Genomic DNA, 24,102 nt, shown 5'->3' on the forward strand with positions numbered 1-24,102 from the left:
ACGGCCCCGGCCTGGGCCGATGGACCACGGTGGCATGGACCTACGCTGACAGACATGACGTGGCTGATCACAGGTGGAGCGGGATATATCGGGGCACATGTGGTGCGTGCCATGACGGGCGCCGGAGAGCGGGTGGTCGTCCTGGACGACCTCTCCACCGGCATTCCCGACCGGCTCCCGGCCGGTGTACCGCTGGTCCGCGGCTCGGCCGCCGACCGCGCACTGCTCGACCGGGTGCTCGCCGAGCACGCCGTGACCGGTGTGGTGCATCTCGCAGCGAAGAAACAGGTCGGAGAGTCCGTCGAGAAGCCCCTGCACTACTACCGGGAAAACGTCTCGGGGCTCGCGGTTCTGCTCGAGGCCGTCGTCGCGGCCGGTGTGCAGCGCTTCGTCTTCTCCTCCTCGGCCGCGGTGTACGGCGTACCGGACGCGGAACTCATCACCGAGGAGACGCCCTGCTCCCCGATCAACCCGTACGGCGAGACGAAGCTCGCCGGGGAGTGGCTGGTCCGAGCGGCCGGGAAGGCGCACTCCCTGTCCACCGGCTGTCTGCGCTACTTCAATGTGGCGGGAGCGGCCGAACCGGAACTTTCGGACATCGGCGTCTTCAATGTCATCCCGATGTTCTTCGACCGGCTGACCCGCGGCGAGGCCCCACGGATCTTCGGCGACGACTATCCGACGCCGGACGGGACCTGCATCCGCGACTACATCCATGTCGCCGACCTCGCCGACGCGCATCTCGCGGTGGCCCGCAGGCTGAGCGAGCAGGGCGCCCCCGCGGACCTGACGGTGAACATCGGCCGCGGCGAGGGCGTCTCGGTGCGTGAGCTCGCCGATCTGGTGGGCGAGATCACCGGCCGCCACATCGAGCCGGAGACCGAGCCGTGCCGGCCCGGCGACGCGGCCAGGGCGGTCGCCTCCGCCGCGCGGATGTCCGAGGAGCTGGGCTGGACGGCCCGGCGCGGGGTGCGGGAGATGGTCCGGTCGGCCTGGGAGGGCTGGTGCCAGCGCCACCCCCAGGCGCTCGGCGCATGACCCGCACGCAATCACCCAGCCGCTCTGACCTGCGACCATTTCCGCAGGTCAGAGCAGTTGACAACGGTGTTCAGTGCCGTGTTGCCCGATACCCCCCACCCGTAGTTCACTGGCCTTCTCGGGCCGATACGGGCCCGGGTCCGCGAGACGACCGGAGGCGTCCCCATGGGGGCTGGGCACGATCACGGACACTCACACGGCGGGCCGCCGCCGACCGGTACCGCGGCCGCCGCGTACAAGGGACGGCTGCGGGTCGCGCTCTGCATCACGCTCACCGTGATGGTCCTGCAGATCGTCGGCGGTCTGCTCTCGGATTCGCTGGCTCTGATCGCCGACGCCGCGCACATGGCGACCGACGCGCTGGGGCTCGGCATGGCGCTGATGGCGATCCACTTCGCCAACAGGCCGGCCGGACTCCACCTCACCTTCGGCTACGCCCGGGCGGAGATCCTCGCCGCTCTGGCCAACTGTCTGCTGCTGCTCGGGGTCGGCGGCTATCTGCTGTTCGAGGCGGTCGAGCGCTTCATCACACCGACCGAGACCCGGGGTGGCCTGACGATCGTCTTCGCACTGGTCGGTCTCGTCGCCAACATGATCTCCCTGTCACTGCTGATGCGTGGGCAGAAGGAGAGCCTCAATGTGCGCGGCGCCTACCTGGAGGTGCTGGCGGACACACTCGGCTCGGTCACCGTGCTCATCTCGGCGAGCATCATCCTGGCGACCGGCTGGCAGGCCGCCGACCCGGTCGCCTCGCTGCTGATCGGCCTGATGATCGTCCCCCGCACGGTGAAGCTGCTCCGGGAGACGCTCAGTGTGCTGCTGGAGTCGGCCCCGAAGGGGGTCGACATGGGAGAGGTGCGGGCCCACATCACCGCCCTGCCCGGCGTGCTGGACGTCCACGACCTGCACGCCTGGACCATCACCTCGGGCATGCCGGTGCTCTCCGCCCACGTCGTGGTGCAGCGGGAACTGCTCGACTCGGTGGGGCACGAGAAACTGCTGCACGAACTGCAGGGCTGCCTCGGTGTCCACTTCGATGTCGAGCACTGCACATTCCAGCTCGAGCCCATCGGTCATGCGGAGCACGAAGCGAAGCTCTGTCACTGAACGGCCCCTCGGGGTACGGGTGTAGGGTCCCCGCAGAGGCATGTGAGCCTCGCCCGTGTCTGAGAGAGGAGCTGAGGTTGATGACCGTCACGACGGCGCCTGCCCGGCGCAGCATTCGGTCCTTCTTCAGCCTCCGGGTTTCCGGCTAGCACCTCGACTCCCGCCGAGTCGCGACGTTGGCCGAAGCCCTCTCACTCAAGGGTTTCCCACGTTGACCGACAACGACCACGCCGTTCGTGACGATCACGCCGTTCGTCACGAGGCGTTCTTCTCACTGCACCACGACCTGCCGCGGCAGAGCCCCGGCTCCGACGCCACCACCCGGCAACTGCTCGCCCTCACCGGCCCGCTGCCGCACCGTCCGCGCGTCCTCGATCTGGGCTGCGGCCCGGGCAGGGCCGCACTGCTGCTCGCCGCCGAGGCGGGTGCCGAAGTGACAGCCGTCGACACCCACCAGCCGTTCCTCGACGAGCTGCGCGTGGCTGCCGAGGCACGCGGACTCGGCGACCGGATCCGTACCGTCCGGGCCGATATGGGCAAGCTCTCCGGCCCGGGCACACCGGACCTCCCGGACGGGTCGTTCGATCTCGTCTGGGCCGAGGGGTCCGCGTACATCATCGGCTTCGACACCGCGCTGCGGGACTGGAAGCGGCTGCTCGCGCCGGGCGGCTCCCTGGTCGTCAGCCACTGCGTCTGGACGACTGACGAGCCGTCGGACGAGGCGCGCGCCTTCTGGGACCAGGACGGCCCGATGCTCCCGGTGGCCGCCCAGACCGCGGCGGCCACCGCGGCCGGCTACCACGTCCTCGGAGTGCGGGTGCAGCCCGAAAGCGACTGGGACGAGTACTACGTCCCGCTCGCCCGGCATGTCGAGGCCGCGGATCCTTCGGTTCCCGGCATGGCGTGGGCGCTCGCGTCCACCCGTGCGGAACTGGCCATGCGCCGCGACCACGGCGGCGAGTACGGCTACGCCGCGTACGCCCTTCGTCCCGCCGACCCCCGCTGGACCACCCGGCCGGAGACGGCGGCGGACATCGAGGCGGTGCACGCGGTCAACGCGGCCGCCTTCCCGACACCGGACGAGGCCGGTCTGGTCGACGCGCTGCGGGCCGATCCGTCGGCCTGGCTGCCCGGCCTGGCGTACGTGGCACAGGACGGGCCGGACGGTGACATCGTCGCGTACGCGCTGCTGACCCGGTGCCGGGTCGGTGACACACCGGCGCTGGCACTGGCGCCTGTGGCGACCGTCCCCGACCGGCAGCGCGAGGGGGCCGGTCAGGCGGTGGTACGGGCCGTGCTGGATGCGGCCCGGCTGCGGGGCGAACGGCTCGTGCTGGTGCTCGGGCATCCCGGGTACTACCCGAGGTTCGGCTTCGCACCGGCTTCCCGGTACGGGATCCGTCCGGGCTTCGACGTACCGGACGACGCGATGATGGCTCTACCGCTCGACGATTCCACGCCGGTGCCGCAGGGCATGATCCAGTATCCGGCGGCATTCGGGGTCTGAGTCGTGGTCCGGTCCCACCGCATCCGTACAGTGCGGTGGGACCGGACATGCCAGGACCCGAAGTACGGACAAGCCGCTTTTGTACGGCAGACTTGAGCAGACTCGAGGGGACCGGCGCACGGTGCCGGGGACCATAGCGAAGGATGGGTATGCCGACCACACCAGCCACCGCGGCGAACAGCTCGTCGAACGGCACAGCAGAAGCGATCATGCTCGAACTGGTCGACGAGAACGGCACCACCATCGGCACCGCGGAGAAGCTCGCCGCCCACCAGGCGCCCGGTCAACTGCACCGCGCGTTCTCCGTGTTCCTCTTCGACGAGCAGGGCCGGCTGCTGCTGCAGCGCCGTGCGCTCGGCAAGTACCACTCCCCCGGTGTCTGGTCGAACACCTGCTGCGGTCACCCGTATCCGGGCGAGGCGCCCTTCGCCGCTGCCGCCCGACGCACGTACGAGGAGCTCGGGATCTCGCCCTCGTTGCTCGCCGAGGCCGGGACCGTCCGCTACAACCACCCCGACCCGGCATCCGGACTGGTGGAGCAGGAGTTCAACCACCTCTTCGTCGGGCTGGCGCAGGCACAACTGCGGCCGGACCCCGAAGAGATCGGCGAGACGGCGTTCGTGGCCTCGGACGAGCTGGCGAAGCGGCATGCCGAGGCGCCCTTCTCGGCCTGGTTCATGACGGTACTGGATGCGGCACGCCCGGCGATCCGGGAGCTGACCGGCCCGTCCGCGGGCTGGTGACAGCGGACCGGCGGATCGGGGCCGGCGGCAAGGACCGACGGATCGGCGACGGCGCGGGCCGGCGGGGACGGGCCGTCAGAGCTTCACGGTCAGTGGCAGCGCCGCCCAGATGATCTTGCCGCCGGCGGCGGTGTGCTCGACGTCGCAGGTGCCGCCCGCTTCCAGGGTGATCTCCCGGACCAGCAGCAGGCCGCGCCCACCGGTCTGCGCGTAGTCCGTCTCCAGGGCCGTCGGCCGGTACGGATGGTTGTCCTCCACGGACACTCTGACCCATTCGGCGCCGACGGCCACCTCCACGGCAAGCTCCGGGGAGAGCAGCGCCGCGTGCTTCACCGCGTTGGTGACCAGCTCGGAGACGATGAGCAGCAGACCCTGGGCGATGTCCTCGTCCATCGGCACGCCCTGGCGGTTCAACAGATCGCGTACGGCGTGCCGGGCCTGCGGTACGGAGACGTCTACGGCAGGCGCGGTGAAGCGCCAGACCCCTTCGTACGAAACGGGCCGGGCCGGGACACTCCCGCGGCTCTCCATAGTTCCGGCACCCGCTCTCGACTCGTTGGTCACTGCACGTCGAGTACAGAGTGCGGGGAGTGGTTGGTCCGGACCGTACTACTGAACAAAAGTCGACCCTTATCGACAGAATTTGATCGATCGAGTAGGACGGCGTCACTTCTCGGACTGTTTCTGATCTTCTTCTACGGCTTGTCCGGTAGCTCCTCGGTCACCGTCTGCTGATCCGAGACCAACGAGACGATGCGGCGGCCGCCCACCCCGATCGCGATCAGGCCGAGACCGTCGAAGAGCAGCGCGAGCGAGAAGAACAGACCGAGCACATAGAGGCTGCTGTGCGGCCAGTCGAAGAGCACGAGCAGGCCGAGCAGCAGACCGAAGGCGCCCTGCAGCAGCGTCCAGCCGAACTGCGGCCCGCGCGCCACGACGCTCCCCACCAGCCGGAACACCCCACCGGTGAGGAAGAGCAGTGCCGCGAACATGGTGAGCGCCTCGGCCGTGCCGTGCGGATGGTGGATGACGACCACTCCGGCGGCGATGTTCAGCGCGGCGACCACGACACCCAGCCAGAAGTAGTTGGTACCGCGGGACTGGATCGCGTGGAGCAGGCCGACCAGGCCGCCGATCAGCAGCAGCCAGCCGAAGAGGATCATCGAGGCGATGGTCGCGACTCCGGTGTAGACGAGGCCGACCAGGCCCGCGACGACGAGAAGCGTGCCGAGCAGGGCGAGCAGGCCGAAACTGCGACTCAGCTTCCTGCCCCGGACTGCGGGATCGGTCATCCGACAGCTCCTCACGGTGCGTGCCTGCTTCGCGACCCCCTCTTGATCATAGGTTCGAACAGCACGGATAGCATCCGGCCCATGGAACGTGAGGAAGCGCAGCTGAGGCACGCCGTCGCGGACGGCGTCGCCACCGTCGTGATCAGCCACCCGGCCAAGCGCAACGCGATGACGGCCGCGATGTGGCAGGCGCTGCCCGCGCTGCTGGAGCGGCTGGCCGCCGACCCCGCCGTGCGCGCCCTGGTACTGACCGGCTCCGGGGACACTTTCTGTGCGGGTGCGGACATCTCCTCGCTCCGGGACCGGGTGGGCGATCCGGACTACGATCCGCAGGCTCTCGCCGTGGCGGCCGAGGAGGCTCTGGCCGCCTTCCCCAGGCCGACGCTCGCCGCGGTGCGCGGCTTCTGCGTGGGCGGCGGCAGCCAGCTGGCGGCCGCCTGCGATCTGCGGTTCGCCGAGGAGGGCGCGTCCTTCGGCATCACTCCGGCCAAGCTGGGGATCGTCTATGCCGCGTCGTCGACCCGGCGGCTGGTCGCGCTCATCGGCCCGGCAGCGGCGAAGCATCTGCTGTTCTCCGGCGAGCTGATCGGGACGGAGCGCGCGCTGCGGACCGGTCTGGTGGACGAGGTGTTGCCGGCCGGTGAGCTGGACAAGCGCGTGGAGTCGTACGTGCGGATCCTGGCCTCGCGCTCGCAGCTGACGCAGGCGGCGGCGAAGGAGTTCGCCGCGGGACGTGAGGACCGGGACGCGTACTGGGCGGAGCAGGCGCGCCGCAGCGGCGACACCGCGGAGGGTGTCGCCGCCTTTCTGGAGCGGCGGGCGCCGCACTTCACCTGGACGACCTGAGCGTCGGCCGGGACAGCCCTCAGCGGAGGATGAAGCGGCTCTTGGCGCGGAACTCCTCGACGAGCGCGGCGGGCGCCTTCTCCGGTGACCCCGCGTCGTACGGCGGCTGGGGGTCGTACTCCGTCAGCAGCTGTACGGCCTGGGCGTGCTCGTCGCCGGCGATCCGGCCGAGCAGGGTGAGCCCCATGTCGATGCCGGACGATACGCCGGCGGCCGTGACGTACTTGCCGTCGATGACGACGCGCTCGCCGGTCGGCTCGGCGCCGTACGTCTTCAGGACGTCCAGGGCCAGCCAGTGCGAGGTGGCGCGCCGCCCCTCCAGCAGACCGGCCGCGGCGAGCAGCAGCGAACCGGTGCAGACGGATGTCGTCCAGGTGCTCGTGGCATCGGCGGCGCGCAGCCAGCCGAGCAGCGTCTCGTTCTCCATCTGGGCGCTCTGGCCGGGGCCGCCGGGGACGATCACCAGATCCGGGGCGGGCACGTCGGCGAGGGTCCGCTCGGCGACCAGCTCGAGGCTGCCGCTGTCGTTGCGCACGGGGCCGGTCCGCTCGGCGACGAAGACGGTCTCGGCGCCGGGGGTGCGGCAGAGGATTTCGTAGGGGCCGACGGCGTCGAGTGCCGTGAAGCGGTCGAAGAGGACGATGGCGATCTGCATGGCATGCCTTTCAGCTGCTGCTGGTCATGGGCTGGGGGCGGAACCGCCGCCGGTACTCGGCGGGCGCGGTGCCGAGGGTCTTGATGAAGGCGCGGCGCATCGACTCCGGAGTGCCGTACCCGCAGGCGTGCGCGATGTGGGCGACCCCGTGGGTGGTGTCTTCCAGAAGCCGCCGGGCGTGTTCGAGCCGGACACGGTCGACGTACCGGCCCGGCGTCTGGCCCGTCTCGGCCTGGAAGGCGCGGGCGAAGTGGCGGGGCGAGAGGCGGGCGCGGGCGGCGAGAGCCTCGACGGAGAGGTCGTCACCGGGGTGCGCGGTGATCCAGTGCTGGACCTCTCGCAGTGGTTCGCGGCGGGCGATCTGCGAGGTGAGCTGCGCGCTGAACTGGGCCTGGTTGCCCGGCCGTCGCAGAAAGACGACGAGGTGTCGGGCGACGGTGAGCGCGATCTGCCTGCCGAAGTCCTCCTCGACGAGAGCGAGGGAGAGATCGATGCCCGCGGTGACACCGGCGGACGTGGCCAGCCTCCCGTCCCGTACGAAGATCGGGTCCGGGTCCACCTCGACGGCCGGATAGGTGCGGGCGAGGTGCTCCGCGACAGCCCAGTGCGTGGTCGCCCGGAGCCCGTCCAGCAGTCCCGCCTCCGCGAGCAGCAGGGCTCCGGTGCAGACCGAGACCAGCCGTTCGGCGTGCGGGGCGTGTACGCGCAGCCAGTCGACGAGTGCCGGGTCGGGAGTACGGGTGCCCTGGCCACCGGGGACGAGGAGGGTGTGGGGCGTTTCGGCGTCGGCGAGGCTGCCGTCCGGTACGAGAGTGAGTCCGACGCTGGTGCGGACCGGCGCGCCGTCGAGTGAGGCGGTACGGAGTTCGTACGTGACGTCCGGGAAGCGGGCGGCCCCCGCGAAGACCTCCATGGGCCCGGTCACATCCAGGCTCTGGACACCGTCGAAGAGGACGACGAGTACGGATCGCTGCGTCATGTCCTCCATCCTTAGGGGCCGCGTAGATGGCCGCAATGACGAAGAACCCACCTTTCCTGCCATCGGGAAGCCGGTGCGGACCGGACGTGGCCCCGGGGTTCCGTCACGTACCGACCAGTCGGTAACGTGCGCGCATGAGTACTCTGCCGCCGCTCGCCGGACGCCGCTGCCACAACGCCATCAACCCGCTGCACTCGACGGTCTACTTCTCGCCCGACCTCGGCAAGGAGCTCGGGGAGCTCGGCATAGACGACGCGAACGCCGCCTACTTCGCCGCACGCGGGGCGGCACTGGGCACTGTCGGACCGGGCACCGTCACCGCGACGTTCTACAACTTCAATCACGACCTCGTCGCCCGGCACCTGCCCGCGGTGTGGTCCGTCGCCTCGCCGGAGGCGGTCCTGGAGGCCCGGCTGCGCGCCGTCGACACGACGCTGCGCCGGCTGCTCGGCCCGGAGACCATCGACTCCCCCGAGCTGGCCGAGGCGGCGGAGCTGGCGCTGCGCGCCGCCGAGGCGTGCACCCGACACGCCCGGCCGCTGTACGCGGCCCACGCCGATCTGCCCGTGCCCGAGCAGCCGCACCTGGCGTACTGGCACGCCGCGACACTGCTGCGCGAACACCGCGGCGACGGCCATCTCGCCGCGCTCCTCGCCGCCGGTCTCGACCCGGTCGAGGCCCTGGCCAGCCACACCGCAACCGGCAAGGGCATGTCGCCTCGCTGGATTCTCGCCACCCGCGGCTGGCGCCGCAGCGACTGGGAGGACGCGACCGAGCGGCTGCGCGGGCGTGGACTGCTCGACGACGAGGGCGAGTTGACGGAGGCCGGCGTGGCTCTCCGCGCGGAGCTGGAGGACGCCACCGACCGGATGGACGCGGCACCGTACGAGCATCTCGGCGCGGAGGGCGTGGCGCGGCTGACCGAGCTGGCGCGCGGCTTCCTGTTCACGGCAGCTTCGGCGGGTGCCTTCCCGGCCGATCTGATCGGCAAGGGCTGAGTCGCCGACCGGTCGACAAACGGGGTGGCCGGGCGACACGGCGCCCGACCACGCGGCACAATGCTGGCGAAGGAGCCACGGCGTGCCCTGGCCCCCGGTAAGCACAGCCAGTACGAGAAGGCGAGTCGGTAGAAACCGTGACGACGTCCATCGAAGGCAGGATCGCCGAGGAGCTCGGCGTACGCGAGCGGCAGGTGAAGGCGGCCGTCGAGCTGCTCGACGGCGGGTCGACCGTGCCGTTCATCGCGCGCTACCGCAAGGAAGCGACCGAGATGCTCGACGACGCGCAGCTGCGCACGCTCGAGGAGCGGTTGCGGTATCTGCGGGAACTGGAGGACCGGCGTACCGCGATCCTCGACTCCGTCCGCGAGCAGGGCAAGCTGGACGAGGCCCTGGAGGCGCAGATCCGGGCGGCCGACACCAAGGCCCGTCTTGAGGACATTTATCTGCCTTTCAAGCCGAAGCGGCGGACGAAGGCGCAGATCGCCAGGGAGGCGGGACTCGAACCGCTTGCCGACGGGCTGCTGGGCAACCCGTCGGTCGAGCCGTCCGCCGCTGCGGCTCCCTTCGTCGACGCCGACAAGGGCGTCGCGGACGCGGCGGCGGCGCTGGAGGGCGCCCGCGCGATCCTGGCCGAGCGTTTCTCGGAGGACGCGGATCTGATCGGCGAGCTGCGCGAGCGCATGTGGTCGCGCGGGCGACTGGCGGCGAAGGTACGGGACGGCATGGAGGAGGCCGGCGCGAAGTTCGCCGACTACTTCGACTTCGCCGAACCGTTCACCGCGCTGCCCTCGCACCGGGTGCTCGCGATGCTCCGGGGCGAGAAGGAGGACGTTCTCGACCTGGTCCTGGAGCCGGAGGAGCCGTCGGACCAGCCGGGCCCGTCGACGTACGAGAACATGGTCGCCCGCCGCTTCGGCGTGGCCGATCGCGGCCGCCCCGGCGACAAATGGCTGGGCGACACCGTGCGCTGGGCGTGGCGGACCCGGATCCTCGTCCACCTCGGGATCGATCTGCGGCTGCGGCTGCGTACGGCGGCTGAGGACGAGGCGGTACGGGTCTTCGCGTCGAACCTGCGCGATCTGCTGCTCGCCGCGCCGGCCGGGACACGGGCCACGCTGGGGCTCGACCCCGGCTTCCGTACCGGGGTGAAGGTAGCCGTCGTCGACGCGACCGGCAAGGTCGTGGCGACGGACGTCATCTACCCGCACGTCCCGGCGAACAAGTGGGACGAGTCGCTGGCCAAGCTGGAGCGGCTGGCGAAGGACCACTCCGTCGACCTGATCGCGATCGGCAACGGCACCGCGTCCCGCGAAACGGACAAGCTCGCCGGTGAGCTGTGCGACAAGCACCCGGAGCTGAAGCTCACCAAGGTGATGGTGTCCGAGGCGGGCGCCTCGGTCTACTCGGCCTCGGCCTTCGCCTCGCAGGAGCTCCCCGACATGGACGTGTCGTTGCGCGGCGCGGTGTCCATCGCGCGACGGCTGCAGGATCCGCTGGCCGAACTGGTGAAGATCGACCCGAAGTCGATCGGTGTCGGCCAGTACCAGCACGATCTGTCCGAGGTGAAGCTGTCGCGTTCGCTGGACGCGGTGGTCGAGGACTGTGTGAACGGCGTCGGGGTCGACGTCAACACCGCGTCGGCGCCGCTGCTTTCGCGGGTCTCGGGCATCGGCTCCGGCCTCGCGGAGAACATCGTCGCCCACCGGGACGCGAACGGGCCCTTCCGGTCCCGGAAGTCGCTGAAGGATGTGGCGCGGCTCGGCCCGAAGGCGTACGAGCAGTGCGCGGGCTTCCTCCGGATCCGGGGCGACGACCCGCTGGACGCGTCGAGCGTGCACCCGGAGGCGTACCCGGTGGTACGGGCGATGGTGAAGAGGACGGGCAGTGACGTCGCTGCGCTGATCGGTAACACGGGGGTGTTGCGGTCGCTGCGGGCCGACGACTTCGTGGACGAGAAGTTCGGTCTGCCGACGGTCACGGACATCCTGAAGGAGCTGGAGAAGCCGGGGCGCGACCCGCGGCCGGCCTTCAAGACCGCCACCTTCAAGGAAGGCGTCGAGAAGATCGGCGATCTGGTGTCCGGGATGGTGCTGGAAGGGGTCGTCACGAATGTCGCCGCGTTCGGGGCGTTCGTGGACGTCGGCGTCCACCAGGACGGTCTGGTGCACGTGTCGGCGATGTCGAAGACCTTTGTGAAGGACCCCCGGGATGTGGTGAAGCCGGGCGACATCGTGAAGGTGAAGGTGATGGACGTCGACATCCCGCGGAAGCGGATCTCGCTGACGCTGCGGTTGGACGACGAGGCATCGGCGGGGGCGACGCCTCAGGGCGGCGGCGCGAAGCGGGAGCGTGGCGAGCGGGGCGGTCAGGGTGGCCGGCCGCCGCGTCAGCGGCAGGGCCAGGGCCAGGGCGGTCAGGACCGCGAGCGGCGCGGTGGCAGTGCCGGTGGCTCCGCCCGTCCGGCGCCGGCGCCGGTGAACAGTGCGATGGCGGATGCGCTGCGGCGCGCGGGACTGACGGATCCGCAGCAGGGCGGGAAGAAGCGCTGACGGTGGCGCAGGTGGGGCGGCCCGCCGAACGGGCCTCCCCTCCCCCTCCCCCCGAACCGGGGCTCCGGTCCCCGTACGCCGGAATGACCGAAGGTGTCCCGCCCGGCGGGAAGGCCCAGGCGGCCATCCGCGCGTCCGGCGTCCGGCGTCCGGCGTCCGGCGTCCGGCGTCCGAGGACATCTTCCGGATGTCTCCGGCAGCTGAGGAGCGGGGCCGGGGCAGGGCCCCGGAAGGCCGTCAGGCCTCGGTCACCTTGCCCGCCGCCACCTCGACCCGTCTCGTCGTCCGCACAGCCTCCAGCATCCGCCGGTCATGCGTGACCAGCAGCAACGTCCCGGTGTACGAGTCGAGCGCCGATTCCAGCTGCTCGATCGCAGGCAGGTCGAGGTGGTTCGTGGGCTCGTCCAGGACCAGGAGGTTCACGCCCCTGCCCTGGAGGAGGGCCAGTGCCGCGCGGGTGCGTTCGCCCGGGGAGAGTGTCGTCGCGGGGCGCATCACATGGTCCGCGCGCAGCCCGAACTTGGCGAGCAGCGTGCGTACTTCGGCGGGTTCGGTGTCCGGGACGGCCGCGCAGAACGCCTCCAGCAGCGACTCCGAGCCGTGGAACAGCTTCCGTGCCTGGTCCACCTCGCCGACCACCACGCCCGAGCCGAGCGTCGCGTGGCCCGAGTCCAGCGTGAGGCGGCCCAGCAGCGCCGCGAGGAGGGTGGACTTACCGGCTCCGTTGGCGCCGGTGATCGCCACCCGGTCCGCCCAGTCGATCTGCAGCGACGCCGGGCCGAACGCGAAATCGCCGCGTACGACCTGTGCGTCGCGCAGGGTCGCGACGACCGAGCCGGAACGCGGGGCCGTCGCGATCTCCATCCGCAGCTCCCACTCCTTGCGCGGTTCGTCGACGACCTCGAGCCGTTCGATCATGCGTTGGGTCTGCCGGGCCTTCGCGGCCTGCTTCTCGCTCGCCTCGCTGCGGAACTTACGGCCGATCTTGTCGGAGTCGGTGGCCTTGCGGCGGGCGTTCTTGACGCCCTTGTCCATCCAGCCGCGCTGCATCTGCGCCCGCCCCTCGAGGGCGGAGCGCTTGTCGGCGTACTCCTCGAATTCCTCGCGGGCGTGCCGGCGGGCGCGGTCGCGCTCCTCCAGGTAGGCCGCGTAACCGCCGCCGTACAGGTTGATCTGCTGCTGCGCGAGGTCGAGTTCGAGGACCTTGGTGACCGTGCGCATCAGGAACTCGCGGTCGTGGCTGATCACGACGGTGCCCGCGCGCAGCCCGGAGACGTACCGCTCCAGGCGCTCCAGGCCGTCCAGGTCGAGGTCGTTGGTGGGCTCGTCGAGCAGGAAGATGTCGTACCGCGACAGGAGCAGCGAGGCGAGTCCGGCGCGGGCGGCCTGGCCGCCGGAGAGTGCGGTCATCGGCAGGTCGAGGCCGACGGTCAGACCGAGGTCGGCGGCGATCTCCTCGGCACGCTCGTCCAGGTCGGCGCCGCCGAGGGCCAGCCAGCGTTCGAGGGTGTCGGAGTACGCGTCATCGGCGCCCGGCGCCTCGTCGACCAGAGCCTGGGTCGCGGCGTCCATCGCCGCCTGCGCGTCGGCGACGCCGGTCCGGCGGGCGAGGAACTCCCGCACGGTCTCGTCCGGGCGCCGCTCCGGCTCCTGCGGGAGGTGGCCGACGGTGGCGGTGGGCGGGGAGAGCCGCAGTTCGCCCTCCTCCGGCCGGTCGAGCCCGGCGAGCAACCGGAGCAGCGACGATTTTCCGGCTCCGTTGACTCCGACGAGACCGATCACGTCGCCGGGCGCGACGACGAGGTCGAGCCCGGCGAAGAGCGTGCGGTCGCCGTGTCCGGCGGCGAGGTCCTTGGCGACGAGAGTGGCAGTCATCAGGGTCCCGATCCTAATCGGCGCCCGGCCTCGCCCTCGACGCGTGTCAGAGCAGGCCGGCCAGTCGGTAGAGGGCAAGGGATCCCGCCACGGCGACGTTCAGGCTGGCGCCGGTGCCGATCATCGGGATCTCGACGCAGGTGTCGAGGAGATCCAGGGCCTCGGGTGGGATGCCCTGCTGCTCGTGGCCGAGGACCATCACGGTCGGTTCGCGGGCCGGGGGCAGGTCGGCGAGGCGGATCGCCTCGTCGGCCAGTTCGACACCGACGATCCGCAGACCGCGCTCGCGCTGTTTCTGCAGCCAGCCGAGGGGATCGCCGGTCCAGTGGGTGCAGAGGGATTTGCGGAGGGTGTTGCCGCGGGCCAGCGCCTCGGGCACCCACGGGTGGCGGGGCACGGTGAGGCAGGCGCCGACGGCGTCACAGGTGCGGGCCAGGGTGCCGAGATTCGCGCCGTGCAGCGGCCAGAGCGGGGCGGCGTAGAGGTGGTCCCAGCAGGAGTGTGCGCGCGGACGCCGGGTACGGCGGAGTTCCGTGCGGGTACGGGTGCGGATCGCGGGCCCGCTCCGGTCGCCGCTCATCGCGGCTCGGAGGCGGGCCTCCCGGACGAGTGGTGGTGCGTACGAGGCATCGTGTGCGGCGATTGGCGGCTCACCGGGGCCATCGACTTCCAGCTCAGTGGTGCACCATCGGTGCGACCAGCACGCTCCCCATGGTGCGCGCCACGATGAAGGATCGTCCCTTCACCGCCCGTGCGTCCAGTGGAATTCGGTGCTCGCCCGGTTCCAGTACGCCGTCGAAGACCTCCTGGGTGTGGGTCCGGTACAGCCGGTCGAGTCGGTACGCGACCAGTCTCACCCGGCAGGACGAGGTGACGTGGACTCCGGCCGTGCCGTCCGCCGCCGCCAGCCGGACCAGACGGCGCTGGGCGGGTGCGCTGCGGTCAAGGGCATGTTCTATCTGGGCGACCAGCACGGGGATGACCGGAGCGAGGCCGTAGACGTGGGCGACGTCCGCTCCGGCCCGGGTGAAGGCCTGCCGCACGGCGGCGCGTTCGTCTTCGCCGATGGCGCGGCCGAAGGCCACCGCACGGTAGCCGCGGAGTTCGTCGGGCGACACCTGGGCGACGTCGGCGGTGATGTCGGCGCCGATCCCGATGGCGCGCAGTGCGGCGGCAAGCTCGGCGAGTACGGCGACGCGGGCGCCGATCAGCAGGACTCGGCGCCCGGTGGGCACGTCCGGGCCGGCCTCGGCGCCGTCCCCCGACCTGGCTGGAAGCAGTCGTTCCAGTTCCTGCCGGTACTGGAAGCCGTGGAAGCGGAACGGCCCTGTGCCGTGGTAGCCGCTCCGTTCCAGGTCGACCGTCTCGTAGGTCTGCCAGGCGAAGTCGCGCCACACGATGTCGGCGCCGTCGCGTTCGATGACAGCGGTGACCGCCCCGCATTCGAGGGTCTCGCACTCGGGGCAGCCGTAGATCACGTAGCGCCCGTCGGCGAGCGGGGCTTCCACTTCGAGGAGCAGACGCCGTACGTGCCTGGTGAATATCGCGGGCGGTACGTCGGAGGCGAGCGGGGACACGGCGTCGAGGTCGGTGAGCTGGAACAGCAGCGGGCGGCCGTCGACGATGAAGTCCATGAAGTCCCGGTGCACCACCTGGTGGTCGCCATGGCCGAGGACTCCACCGGCTCGCATCGCCGGCGCAAGGCCGAAGGTCGCGTACTCGGCAGACATGACCCGAGTATTCCCGGCTCGGACCTGTTGTGAGCGCGGCATCGGGCATTCCGTTAGCGTCCGCCCATGAGCAGCGTATGGGCCGACGGGACGGGCGGGACAGAAGTGTCGGACGTGATCGTGGTGGGCGGCGGGGTCAGCGGACTGACGACGGCGCTGGTGCTGGCCGAGCGCGGCCACCGGGTGCGGGTCTGGTCCCGGGAGCCGGCCGCGGCGACCGCATCGGCCGTGGCGGGGGCGTTGTGGTGGCCGTACCGGATCGAGCCGGAGGAGCTGGTCGGAGACTGGTCACTGACGTCGCTGCGGAGGTACGAGGAGCTGGCCGGGCGCCCGGAGGAGACCGGCGTACGACTGGTCAGCGGCCTGCACGGGGGCGAGCGGCTCGCCGTGCTCGGGCCGTGGGCGGGGCAGTTGAAGGACCTGGTGGAGGTGGCGGACGGGCTGCGGGCCCGGCTGCCGCTGATCGACATGCCGGTGTACCTGGGCTGGCTGGAGCGGCGGCTCGCGGCGGCGGGGGTTGCGGTCGAGCAGCGCGCGGTCACCGCGTTCGACGAAGCGGCGGCGGAGGCCACGACGGTGGTCGACTGCGCCGGGCTCGGGGCCCGGGAACTGGTCCGGGATGCCGGAGTTCGGCCGGTGCGCGGCCAGTTGGTGCTGGTGGAGAACCCAGGGATCGAGGAGTGGTTCACCGAGGCGGACCCGGCGTCGGAGGCGACCACATACTTCTTCCCGCAGCCCGGGCGGCTGGTCCTCGGCGGCACGGCTCAGGTGGACGACTGGAGCACGGTGCCCGATCCCGGTACGGCCAGGGAGATCGTGGCCCGGTGCGCCCGGATCCGGCCGGAGATCGCGCGGGCGCGGATCATCGGACACTTGGTGGGGCTGCGTCCGGCCCGGGACGCGGGGGTACGGATCGAGGCCGAAACGCTGCCGGGCGGCGGGCGGTTGGTCCACAACTACGGGCACGGTGGCGCGGGGGTGACGGTTGCCTGGGGCTGCGCGGAGACAGCGGCCGAGTTGGTGGGCTGAGCCGCCGCGCCCGGGGACTTCGGCCCCGTGTCGCCCTCAGTCGCCCGGCGGGTTCGAGGGGTCGGACTTGTCGTGGTGCTCGGTGGTGATCTGGCTGCCGCCGGGGCCGATCCGGATCTCGAAGTCGCCGGCGTACTTCGCATGGCCCTCGATCACCGCCGATTCGACCGCCTCGATGCCGAACTCACGGCGCACGATCATCGGGTCCTCGCGCAGGTCCCGCATCAGCGCCACGCACATGCCGATCATGACGAGCGTGAACGGTGCGGCGACCAGGATCGTCAGGTTCTGGAGCCCCGCGAGCGCGTCGCCCTTCCCGTTGCCGATCAGCAGCATCACGGCCGCCACCGCGCCGGTGACGACGCCCCAGAAGATGACGACCCACGTGGCCGGTTCACGGATGCCCTTCTGCGAGAGCGTGCCCATCACGATCGAGGCCGCGTCGGCGCCCGAGACGAAGAAGATGCCGACCAGAATCATCACCAGCAGACTCATCACGGTGGCGATCGGGAACTGCTTCAGGACGCCGAACAGCTGGGCCTCCTGCGTGGTGGCGCCGCCGAGCCTGCCCGCTTCCTGGAGCTTGATCGCCGTACCGCCGAAGATCGCGAACCAGACGAGGCTGACGGTGCTGGGCACCAGGATGACGCCGCCGACGAACTGACGGATCGTCCGGCCGCGGCTGATGCGGGCGATGAACATGCCGACGAAGGGTGTCCAGGAGATCCACCACGCCCAGTAGAAGACGGTCCAGCTGCCGAGCCATTCGGCCACCTCGCCCTTGCCGGTCGCCTCGGTGCGTCCGGCGAGCTGCGCGAGGTTGCCGAAGTACGCGGCGATAGAGGTGGGCAGCAGATCCAGCACGATGATCGTGGGGCCGGCGACGAAGACGAAGACCGCGAGGATCACGGCGAGCACCATATTGGTGTTGGACAGCCACTGGATGCCCTTCTCGACACCGGAGATCGCCGAGACGACGAACGCCACGGTCAGCACCGCAATGATCACGACGAGCAGTCCGGTGCCGGTCTTCTCCCGCCAGTTGAGCTCGTGGAACCCGCTGCTGATCTGGAGTGCGCCGAGGCCGAGCGAAGCGGCGGAGCCGAAGAGGGTCGCGAAGATGGCGAGGATGTCGATGAGCCGGCCGACGGCGCCGTGGGCGTGCCGGGCACCGATGAGCGGCTCGAATACCGCGCTGATCGTCTGCCGCCTGCGGCGCCGGTAGGAGCTGTACGCGATGGCGAGCCCGACGACCGCGTAGATCGCCCAGGGGTGGAGCGTCCAGTGGAAGAGGGTGGTGGCCATCGCCGTCTGCATAGCGTCGGCGGCGTCGAAGGGGTGAGTGCCGGGCGGCGGGTTGGTGAAGTGGGCCAGCGGCTCACTGACGCCATAGAACATGAGTCCGATGCCCATGCCGGCGCTGAACATCATGGCGACCCAGGACACGGTGTGGAATTCGGGCTCCTCGCCCTCCTGACCGAGGGAGATCTTTCCGTAACGACTGATGGCGAGCCAGAGGGCGAAGACCACGAATCCGGACGCGGCGAGCATGAAGGCCCAACCACCGTTGTGGATGAGCCCGTTGAGCATCTTGCTGGAGACGTTCTCCAGCGAGTCCGTGGCGGCGGCTCCCCAGGTCACGAAGGCGAGAGTGAGGACGGCGGTGACCCCGAAGACCACCCGGTCGGTCGTGGGCTGCCGGTCCTGGGTCGGGTCGCCGGGCAGATCCGCCGTTACCGGTAGATCCCCCCGGCCGCCCGTTCCCTGTTCGTCCTGCGACACGAGTGGCACCTTTCACGGAAGCCGAAATTTCGCTCACCGTAGGCAGTACCACACGTGTCGTGTCTTTCGCGGGATCAACAAGCGGTAAGGGCTTGTCCGCTTGTGAGGTGATATGTGGCCCGCTCGTCCAGGAGGAGCGGGACAAGGTTCCGGGCCGACTGGCGCAGCGGTACGTACGCTCCGTCACCGTCGTGCCGGAACGTCACACCGTGCAGGGCGAGTTCGTCCTTGACGTCGGCGAGCTGGGCGGCGGTCAGCCGGTATCCGCAGGGCGGGTCCTGCAGGATCTCGGCGGGCTCGGCCGCCTCGTTGTCGGCGCCGCCGAGGTAGACGGGACCGCGGTCCTTGAACCCTGCCGTGCGGGACGCGGCCGTGGCGGCCTCGATGCGCCCGCGTCGCTCGTCGGTGAAGCTGAACAGCCCGTCGAGTGCGGCCAGCTGCGAGTCGACGCGACGCCTGCTGTTGAGGGCCGGGTCGGCCTTCTCTGCGTCGGTGAGCGCGTCGACCCGGGACTCGATGAGCAGGCCCACCGCATGCTTGATGCCCGCGGTGTTGCGGAGGATGCGCTCCTGCCCGTCGCCCGCGGTCTGCTTGATCGGGTCGCCGGTGACCGGGTCGGTCCAGATCCCGTAGAGACCGCTGCTGTAGCCGGCCTCCTTGACGGTGGGCCGCACATACCCCTCGGACAGGGTCTGCGATTCGCCGTGCACCCGGTCGTCGGTGTTGAGGTTGCGGGGCCAGAGGACGAACAGGTCCTTGTCGTAGTACGGCGGGGTGGCGCCGTACTCGTGCAAGTCGTAGATCACGTCGGGCTTCCGGTCGCGGATCACCGCGGCCATGGCACGGCCCTCGGCGGTCTGCAGGGCGATGTGGTCGCGGTTGATGTCGACGCCGTCGGAGTTGCCGCGGGTGTTCGCCGCCCGCCCGTCGGGGTTGGCGGTGGGGACGACGAGGACGTCGGTCCGGGAGAGGAAGGCGCGGGTCGCCGGGTCCTTGGCGTACGCGAGATCCCGGACGGTGGTCAGACAGGCCTCGCGGCCGGACGGTTCGTTGCCGTGCTGGCTGCAGATCAGCAGCATCGTGTCCGACGTGGGGTGGTGGTTGCCGATACGGACGAGCTGGAGCGGGCGGCCCTGTTTCGTCGTGCCGATCCGGTCGATGGAGACGCGGTCGCTGCCGCGGTCCACGGCGGCGAGGAACGACTGCTCCTCGGGCTGACCGGTCCAGTGGGCCCCGTCGCTGATCTCGAAACCGGTACGGGGCGGGGTGTGCGCGGCCTCGGCCGGCACCGTGACCAGGGGCACGGCCAGAACCGCGGCCGCGGCCGTCAGGGACAGGTACCGGGGTCCCGGCCGGCGGATGCCGAGGCGACGAGGGCGGTGACGGGCGCGGAGCTGACGGACGATCGGGATACGGGGTGTCATGAGCGGCTGCCTCCCGGGATGCGGTGTGCGGGACGCGGCGGTGCCACGCCCTCGGGACGGGATACGCGGGGGGTGGCTGTCGCGGGCGCGGGGCCCGCGGTGGCGCGCACGAACGCTGCGGCGCCGCCGACGAACGGCAGCTTCGCGGACGTACGGGCCAGGTCGAGGGTGAGCGTGGGGGTGGAGTCCGGCGGGTCGATGAGGTCCTTGTCGGTGCCCGCGACGATCAGGGCGAGGCGGTGTCCGGCCGGCACGACGTGGTCGCTCGCGGCGAGGTCGACGGTGATCGTGTAGCGCTTGCCCGGGGTGAGGGGGCGGCCCTTGCCCGCGGAGGCGTACGTCCCGAGGTCGGCCCAGCCGCGGCTGAAGACCGTCCGGTCGACGGTGGTGGTCCTGGCCTCGGTCGCCTTGAAGCAGGAGCTGTCCCCGGCGGTGCTCGCGCCCCAGCAGGTGCGGTCGGTGAGGGTGGTGATGCCTTCGCCGGCTGCGGCGTAGTCCCGGATGGTGTCGGGGCCGACGTCGACGAGGACCGCGGAGAGATGGGCGGTGGCGGTCGTCGGTGTCGCGGTGACCGTCACCTGCGATGAGCCGGCGAGCCGCAGGTCGTGGGCGAGTGGTGCGGTGAGAAAGCCGGCCTTGGCGCCCGTGGTCCTCTCCAGGTCGGCGGCCCAGTCCGTCTCGCTCTGCTTCGGGTCGTCGGTGAACGTCTCGGTGGCGCCGGGGCGGGCGGGCCAGCGCGTGAGGGTGCCGACCCCGGCCGCGGTGCCGGTGCCGGGGCGCACGGTGGTGACCGCGGTGGTCCGGGGCGGCCAGACCTTGTCGGTGGACCACTGGTCGGGGTGACGTTCGATGTCGGCCATCGGCTCGCGGTCGATGCCGTTGTCGTAGCCGAGGAGGTAGTGGTCGAACCAGCGGTGCAGGGTGTCGACCCACTCGGCACGCCGGTAGTCGAACGGGTCGACGTGCCCGGTCTGGGAGAGCCAGATCTTGCGCTCGACACCCTGGTCGGCGAGGGCGTCCCACCACTGGCCGAGGTGCTTGGTGCGGACGTTGAGGTCCTGCATCCCGTGGACGGCGAAGACACTGGCCTTCACCTTGCGGGCGTCCTTCACGTAGTCGCGCTCGTCCCAGAGCTTCGTCCGGTCGCCGGTGCGGGGTGCCTCGTCTACGAGCTTCTGCTGGACGGCGGCGCAGCGCCCCCGTGCCTCGGGGCTCTCGACATAGTCGGAGAGCCATTCGGGACCGCTGTCGTAGAGGGGGGCGCCCTGGGCGAAGTAGTAGTCGTACCAGGAGGAGATGGATCCGATGGGAACGATGGTCCGCAGACCGTCGACTCCGGTCGCCGCCACCCCGTTGGCGATGGTGCCGTCGTAACTCTTGCCGATCATTCCGGTGCGGCCGTCGGACCAGCCGGCTCCGGTGCGTTCGGTGCCGGTGCGGGTGGTGTAGCCGCGGGCCCGGCCGTTCAGCCAGTCGATGACCGCCTTGGCGGACCGGATGTCGGAGCGGCCTCCGACGTCGACACATCCGTCGGAACGATTGGTACCGGCCAGATCGACGGCCACGAAGGCATAGCCGCGCGGGACGAAGTAGTTGTCGTAGTGCAGCGGGAACTGGACCGGATTTCCCTGGCTGTCGTACGTCTTCAGCTGGCTCTCGTTGCCGCGCCCGCAGCAGGAGTAGTACGGGCTGGCATCCATGATCACGGGTATCTTCCGGCCCTGCGCCGCGGGTTCGCGCGGCCGCACGATGTCGACGGCGACCCGGTCGCTCTTTCCGTTTCCGTCGCCGTCAAGTCCGGTGTCCACCCAGACGGACTCACGGACGGCGTTCCCGTACGAGTAGACGGGTCTGCTCTCCCGCGGGCTCGCACCCTGCGCCCCTGCCGGTGAGAGCAGGACGGTCATCAGGGCGGCCGAGGCCGCCACCACCAGCGATCTGTATGTCAAGCGGGTGCTTCGCACACGTATCGGCATCTGCGGAAGGTACCCCGGTCAACTCCTGCGCAACAGGGGGCGATTAGGCGTCCACGTGACATGAGCGCGCTCCAGCTGCCATGACGGCCGAATGGCGATCCGGGTGACAGCAGGGGGCATGGACACGTCTTGCCCGAAGGGTTCGGTCCGCGCTCCGCCCGCCTTCTCCGGTACGGGGGTGGCGCCCGGTCGTGTGCCGGTGGCACCGGTCGGGCGGCACCTCGCGTACACCAGGCCCTGAGGGCTGTCCCGTGATCCCGGCCCGATCGGCGCGCGGCGTCGGATGCGGTGCGTCGCAAGACGGAGGGACGTCCGCAGACCGGATGTGTTCGGGTGTTCCGACGACGCGGCGAAGTGCCGTGGCTGTCGTCGGGCGCCCACCAGGGAGTACGGGACAGCCCTTAGGCTTGTGGGGTTCGTGCTGTTCCGCCAGCCTCGGCCGATTCCGGCCGGTTCCCGCGCGTACGAGGAGCGTCCCTTGCCCGGTCCGACCCCTTCCTCCAGTGATGCCCGCCCCACGCTGGAGGCCGTGGCGGCCCGCGCCGGAGTCTCGCGGGCGACGGCCTCCCGGGTCGTGAACGGCGGGGCGGGGGTGCGGCAACCGTTGGTGGACCAGGTCCGCAAGGCGGTCGAGGAGCTCGGGTACATACCGAACCATGCCGCGCGGACCCTGGTCACCCGGCGCAACGGCGCGGTGGCCGTGATCATCGACGAGCCGGAGTTCCGGATCTTCTCCGACCCGTTCTTCTCCCGGCAGATCCGTGGCATCAGCCGTGAACTGAACGTGTACGACGCCCAGCTGGTGCTCCTCCTGGTGGAGGGCAGCGGGGACTTCGACCGGGTCACCCGCTATCTGGCCGGTGGCCATGTGGACGGCGTACTGGCGTTCTCACTGCACACCGACGACGAACTTCCCGCAGTCATCCGCCGGTTCCGGGTGCCCACGGTCTACGGCGGCCGCCCCGGCACGCCGGGTGACACGTCGGAGCACGCCGTCCCCTACGTCGACTGCGACAACCGCGGCGGCGCCCACGAGGCCGTACGCCATCTGGTCTCTCTCGGCCGGCAACAGATCGGGCACATCGCCGGGCCTCGCGACCAGACGTCGGCGCTCGACCGGATCGACGGCTACCGCGACGTGCTGCCCGACAGCGATCCGTCGCTGATCGTGGAGGGCGACTTCACCGTCGAGGGCGGCGCCCGGGCGATGGCCGAGCTGCTGGAGCGGCACCCCGGCCTCGACGCCGTGTTCGCGTCCAACGACCTGATGGCGTCCGGCGCCCTTCGGGTACTGGGCGAGCACGGCCGCCGGGTACCGGATGACGTGGCGCTGGTCGGCTTCGACGACATGGAGCAGGTCGCCGAAGCGACCGATCCTCCCTTGACGACCGTCCGTCAGGATGTCGAAGGCATGGGTCGGCTGATGGTGCGGCTGTTGATGCAGAGGCTGAACGGCGAGGGGCAGGAGTCCGATTCGGTGATCACACCGACCGAGCTGGTCCGCCGGGTCTCGGCCTGACCCGTCCGGCCGGAAGACGCCGTCGGCACCGGCACCCCCGCCCGCACAGGAGCCCGTGCGGGCGCGCCCGACCGGCGGGCGCGCCCGCAGTCACCGAACGCGCATCGGGCAGCTGAACACCACGGGCCCGGGTGAGCTCAACGGGTGCCCCGCATCCGGTGGGCGGCTCGGGCCCGGCGCGCGTACGGCAGATAACGCAGCCGCTCAGGAAGCACGGGCACCACGGCCCGGACGACACGGCAGAACCGCCGCAGCTTCCGCTCCTGCGTGTCCGTCCATTCCAGACCGATCGCCTCGCGCGCGTCCGGCGGCATCAGCCCGATGGTGATGAACCTGCGGAACCGGGCCAGCGGCGGGAGCAGGACCGGCCACAGGGCCTTGACCAGCAGCCTGAGCGGCCGCGGACCCCGGTCCGGTGGCGGTACCGGCCGGTCGGTGGCGATCAGGTCCTCGACGACGACCGTCGCCTCGATCTCGTCGGCGAGCACCTTGCGGTAGTACGGCCAGAACTCCTCGATCGACTGCGGCATGTCCCGGTCGTTGATGCCGAGGATCCGGCCGACCTGGAGCCACTCCCGGTACAGGGCCCGCTCCTGCGCCTCGGTGAGCGGGCGGACGAGATACCGCGTGCCGTGCCGGTAGATGGGGAAGCCCGTGGCGTGCACCCACGCATAGTTCGCGGGTGACAGCGCATGGTAGCGGCGGCCGCGGGTGTCGGTGCCCTGAATGGTGCGGTGCAGCTTGCGGAGCCTGCGCCCCTCCTCGGCGGCTTCCTCACCCCCGTACACCCAGAGCTGGAGCGAGCGCAGGGACCGCTCGCCGCGCCCCCACGGGTCCGTGCGGAACACCGAGTGATCGTCGACGCCCGCGCCGACCGCCGGGTGGGCGACCTGGAGGGTGAGCGCGGCGGGCAGCATCAGCAGGGCGCGGACGTCTCCGGCAAGGCTCCAGAGCACTCCGCCGGGCGGCGGCGGCTCGGGCTCCCGCTTCGTGCCCCGGGGTGCTTCGCTGCTCATGCGGGGGCTCCCAGCAGTCGACGGGCGTGCGGGC

At 70.8% G+C, this 24,102-nt stretch carries 20 protein-coding genes; 9 read left to right on the forward strand and 11 right to left on the reverse strand.

The annotated features are described in order from the left end of the window. The first annotated feature begins 54 nt into the window (after positions 1 to 54). From galE to idi, 4 genes are all read left to right on the forward strand, one after another. Complete coding sequence (gene galE, locus ACFYP5_RS22335) at positions 55 to 1,038, forward strand: UDP-glucose 4-epimerase GalE (protein ID WP_389038720.1); 984 nt, start codon at positions 55 to 57, stop codon at positions 1,036 to 1,038. 165 nt (positions 1,039 to 1,203) lie between these two features. Next, positions 1,204 to 2,145: a cation diffusion facilitator family transporter gene (locus tag ACFYP5_RS22340; RefSeq protein WP_389038723.1), complete on the forward strand. Its 942-nt coding sequence runs from the start codon at positions 1,204 to 1,206 to the stop codon at positions 2,143 to 2,145. 211 nt (positions 2,146 to 2,356) lie between these two features. Beyond that, positions 2,357 to 3,652, forward strand: coding sequence for a bifunctional class I SAM-dependent methyltransferase/N-acetyltransferase (locus ACFYP5_RS22345; protein ID WP_389038726.1), 1,296 nt, complete (start codon positions 2,357 to 2,359; stop codon positions 3,650 to 3,652). Between the two features lie 149 nt (positions 3,653 to 3,801). Further along, a complete protein-coding gene (idi, locus tag ACFYP5_RS22350; protein WP_389038729.1) occupies positions 3,802 to 4,395 on the forward strand; it encodes an isopentenyl-diphosphate Delta-isomerase in 594 nt (197 codons plus the stop codon). A gap of 75 nt (positions 4,396 to 4,470) precedes the next feature. On the opposite strand, the gene ACFYP5_RS22355 is transcribed toward idi, so the two are convergent. Further along, on the reverse strand, positions 4,471 to 4,926 hold the full coding sequence (locus ACFYP5_RS22355; RefSeq protein WP_389038732.1) for an ATP-binding protein: 456 nt from the start codon (positions 4,924 to 4,926) through the stop codon (positions 4,471 to 4,473). A gap of 164 nt (positions 4,927 to 5,090) precedes the next feature. Then, complete coding sequence (locus tag ACFYP5_RS22360; RefSeq protein WP_389038734.1) at positions 5,091 to 5,687, reverse strand: HdeD family acid-resistance protein; 597 nt, start codon at positions 5,685 to 5,687, stop codon at positions 5,091 to 5,093. Between the two features lie 81 nt (positions 5,688 to 5,768). Between ACFYP5_RS22360 and ACFYP5_RS22365 the strand changes: the two genes are divergently transcribed. Beyond that, positions 5,769 to 6,533: an enoyl-CoA hydratase/isomerase family protein gene (locus ACFYP5_RS22365; RefSeq protein WP_389038737.1), complete on the forward strand. Its 765-nt coding sequence runs from the start codon at positions 5,769 to 5,771 to the stop codon at positions 6,531 to 6,533. A 19-nt stretch (positions 6,534 to 6,552) separates the two neighbouring features. Here ACFYP5_RS22365 and ACFYP5_RS22370 read toward each other — a convergent pair whose 3' ends face one another. Beyond that, positions 6,553 to 7,188, reverse strand: coding sequence for a DJ-1/PfpI family protein (locus ACFYP5_RS22370; protein ID WP_389038740.1), 636 nt, complete (start codon positions 7,186 to 7,188; stop codon positions 6,553 to 6,555). Between the two features lie 10 nt (positions 7,189 to 7,198). Continuing rightward, entirely contained in the window at positions 7,199 to 8,167 is a 969-nt protein-coding gene (locus ACFYP5_RS22375; protein ID WP_389038742.1) for a GlxA family transcriptional regulator, read from the reverse strand. 134 nt (positions 8,168 to 8,301) lie between these two features. On the opposite strand from ACFYP5_RS22375, the gene ACFYP5_RS22380 reads away from it, so the two are divergent. Together ACFYP5_RS22380 and ACFYP5_RS22385 are read left to right on the forward strand one after the other, a co-directional pair. Continuing rightward, positions 8,302 to 9,165, forward strand: a complete 864-nt coding sequence (locus tag ACFYP5_RS22380) for a hypothetical protein (RefSeq protein ID WP_389038745.1) — start codon at positions 8,302 to 8,304, stop codon at positions 9,163 to 9,165. A gap of 137 nt (positions 9,166 to 9,302) precedes the next feature. Beyond that, complete coding sequence (locus ACFYP5_RS22385) at positions 9,303 to 11,717, forward strand: Tex family protein (RefSeq protein WP_389038748.1); 2,415 nt, start codon at positions 9,303 to 9,305, stop codon at positions 11,715 to 11,717. A 237-nt stretch (positions 11,718 to 11,954) separates the two neighbouring features. Here the strand turns inward: ACFYP5_RS22385 and ACFYP5_RS22390 are convergent, their stop codons facing one another. The 3 genes from ACFYP5_RS22390 to ACFYP5_RS22400 form a co-directional block, all read right to left on the reverse strand. Continuing rightward, on the reverse strand, positions 11,955 to 13,592 hold the full coding sequence (locus tag ACFYP5_RS22390) for an ABC-F family ATP-binding cassette domain-containing protein (RefSeq protein ID WP_389038750.1): 1,638 nt from the start codon (positions 13,590 to 13,592) through the stop codon (positions 11,955 to 11,957). A 46-nt stretch (positions 13,593 to 13,638) separates the two neighbouring features. Then, positions 13,639 to 14,172 (reverse strand): TrmH family RNA methyltransferase, encoded by a 534-nt coding sequence (locus ACFYP5_RS22395; RefSeq protein WP_389038753.1) that lies wholly within the window; start codon positions 14,170 to 14,172, stop codon positions 13,639 to 13,641. A 94-nt stretch (positions 14,173 to 14,266) separates the two neighbouring features. Continuing rightward, on the reverse strand, positions 14,267 to 15,322 hold the full coding sequence (locus ACFYP5_RS22400) for an oxidoreductase (RefSeq protein WP_389038755.1): 1,056 nt from the start codon (positions 15,320 to 15,322) through the stop codon (positions 14,267 to 14,269). 66 nt (positions 15,323 to 15,388) lie between these two features. Here ACFYP5_RS22400 and ACFYP5_RS22405 point away from each other — a divergent pair, with 66 nt between their 5' ends. Further along, positions 15,389 to 16,351 (forward strand): FAD-dependent oxidoreductase, encoded by a 963-nt coding sequence (locus tag ACFYP5_RS22405; protein WP_389038757.1) that lies wholly within the window; start codon positions 15,389 to 15,391, stop codon positions 16,349 to 16,351. 36 nt (positions 16,352 to 16,387) lie between these two features. Here ACFYP5_RS22405 and ACFYP5_RS22410 read toward each other — a convergent pair whose 3' ends face one another. The 3 genes from ACFYP5_RS22410 to ACFYP5_RS22420 all read right to left on the reverse strand — a co-directional run bounded on the left by ACFYP5_RS22410 (position 16,388) and on the right by ACFYP5_RS22420 (position 21,533). Beyond that, positions 16,388 to 18,133: a BCCT family transporter gene (locus tag ACFYP5_RS22410; protein WP_389038760.1), complete on the reverse strand. Its 1,746-nt coding sequence runs from the start codon at positions 18,131 to 18,133 to the stop codon at positions 16,388 to 16,390. A 74-nt stretch (positions 18,134 to 18,207) separates the two neighbouring features. After that, the gene (locus ACFYP5_RS22415) at positions 18,208 to 19,557 is read right to left on the reverse strand and encodes a M14 family metallocarboxypeptidase (protein WP_389038762.1); all 1,350 of its coding nucleotides are present in this window, start codon (positions 19,555 to 19,557) and stop codon (positions 18,208 to 18,210) included. After that, positions 19,554 to 21,533, reverse strand: coding sequence for a Xaa-Pro dipeptidyl-peptidase (locus ACFYP5_RS22420; RefSeq protein ID WP_389038765.1), 1,980 nt, complete (start codon positions 21,531 to 21,533; stop codon positions 19,554 to 19,556). The genes ACFYP5_RS22415 and ACFYP5_RS22420 overlap by 4 nt, the downstream gene beginning before the upstream one ends. A 478-nt stretch (positions 21,534 to 22,011) precedes the next feature. Between ACFYP5_RS22420 and ACFYP5_RS22425 the strand changes: the two genes are divergently transcribed. Continuing rightward, positions 22,012 to 23,052, forward strand: coding sequence for a LacI family DNA-binding transcriptional regulator (locus tag ACFYP5_RS22425; RefSeq protein ID WP_389038768.1), 1,041 nt, complete (start codon positions 22,012 to 22,014; stop codon positions 23,050 to 23,052). A gap of 137 nt (positions 23,053 to 23,189) precedes the next feature. Here the strand turns inward: ACFYP5_RS22425 and ACFYP5_RS22430 are convergent, their stop codons facing one another. Beyond that, positions 23,190 to 24,068 carry an oxygenase MpaB family protein gene (locus ACFYP5_RS22430; RefSeq protein ID WP_389038770.1) on the reverse strand — a complete coding sequence of 293 codons (879 nt, stop codon included), beginning with the start codon at positions 24,066 to 24,068 and terminating at the stop codon, positions 23,190 to 23,192. Positions 24,069 to 24,102: the final 34 nt, after the last annotated feature.

This window comes from Streptomyces sp. NPDC005262 (assembly GCF_042872425.1).
Classification (GTDB): domain Bacteria; phylum Actinomycetota; class Actinomycetes; order Streptomycetales; family Streptomycetaceae; genus Streptomyces.

What these genes read in the sequence shown, in the direction of transcription:
- galE (WP_389038720.1), top strand. Translation starts at nt 55, where the DNA reads ATGACGTGGCTGATCACAGGTGGAGCGGGATATATCGGGGCACATGTG.
- ACFYP5_RS22340 (WP_389038723.1), top strand. Translation starts at nt 1,204, where the DNA reads ATGGGGGCTGGGCACGATCACGGACACTCACACGGCGGGCCGCCGCCG.
- idi (WP_389038729.1), top strand. Translation starts at nt 3,802, where the DNA reads ATGCCGACCACACCAGCCACCGCGGCGAACAGCTCGTCGAACGGCACA.
- ACFYP5_RS22355 (WP_389038732.1), bottom strand. Translation starts at nt 4,926, where the DNA reads ATGGAGAGCCGCGGGAGTGTCCCGGCCCGGCCCGTTTCGTACGAAGGG.
- ACFYP5_RS22360 (WP_389038734.1), bottom strand. Translation starts at nt 5,687, where the DNA reads ATGACCGATCCCGCAGTCCGGGGCAGGAAGCTGAGTCGCAGTTTCGGC.
- ACFYP5_RS22365 (WP_389038737.1), top strand. Translation starts at nt 5,769, where the DNA reads ATGGAACGTGAGGAAGCGCAGCTGAGGCACGCCGTCGCGGACGGCGTC.
- ACFYP5_RS22370 (WP_389038740.1), bottom strand. Translation starts at nt 7,188, where the DNA reads ATGCAGATCGCCATCGTCCTCTTCGACCGCTTCACGGCACTCGACGCC.
- ACFYP5_RS22375 (WP_389038742.1), bottom strand. Translation starts at nt 8,167, where the DNA reads ATGACGCAGCGATCCGTACTCGTCGTCCTCTTCGACGGTGTCCAGAGC.
- ACFYP5_RS22380 (WP_389038745.1), top strand. Translation starts at nt 8,302, where the DNA reads ATGAGTACTCTGCCGCCGCTCGCCGGACGCCGCTGCCACAACGCCATC.
- ACFYP5_RS22390 (WP_389038750.1), bottom strand. Translation starts at nt 13,592, where the DNA reads ATGACTGCCACTCTCGTCGCCAAGGACCTCGCCGCCGGACACGGCGAC.
- ACFYP5_RS22395 (WP_389038753.1), bottom strand. Translation starts at nt 14,172, where the DNA reads ATGAGCGGCGACCGGAGCGGGCCCGCGATCCGCACCCGTACCCGCACG.
- ACFYP5_RS22400 (WP_389038755.1), bottom strand. Translation starts at nt 15,322, where the DNA reads ATGTCTGCCGAGTACGCGACCTTCGGCCTTGCGCCGGCGATGCGAGCC.
- ACFYP5_RS22405 (WP_389038757.1), top strand. Translation starts at nt 15,389, where the DNA reads ATGAGCAGCGTATGGGCCGACGGGACGGGCGGGACAGAAGTGTCGGAC.
- ACFYP5_RS22415 (WP_389038762.1), bottom strand. Translation starts at nt 19,557, where the DNA reads ATGACACCCCGTATCCCGATCGTCCGTCAGCTCCGCGCCCGTCACCGC.
- ACFYP5_RS22420 (WP_389038765.1), bottom strand. Translation starts at nt 21,533, where the DNA reads ATGCCGATACGTGTGCGAAGCACCCGCTTGACATACAGATCGCTGGTG.
- ACFYP5_RS22430 (WP_389038770.1), bottom strand. Translation starts at nt 24,068, where the DNA reads ATGAGCAGCGAAGCACCCCGGGGCACGAAGCGGGAGCCCGAGCCGCCG.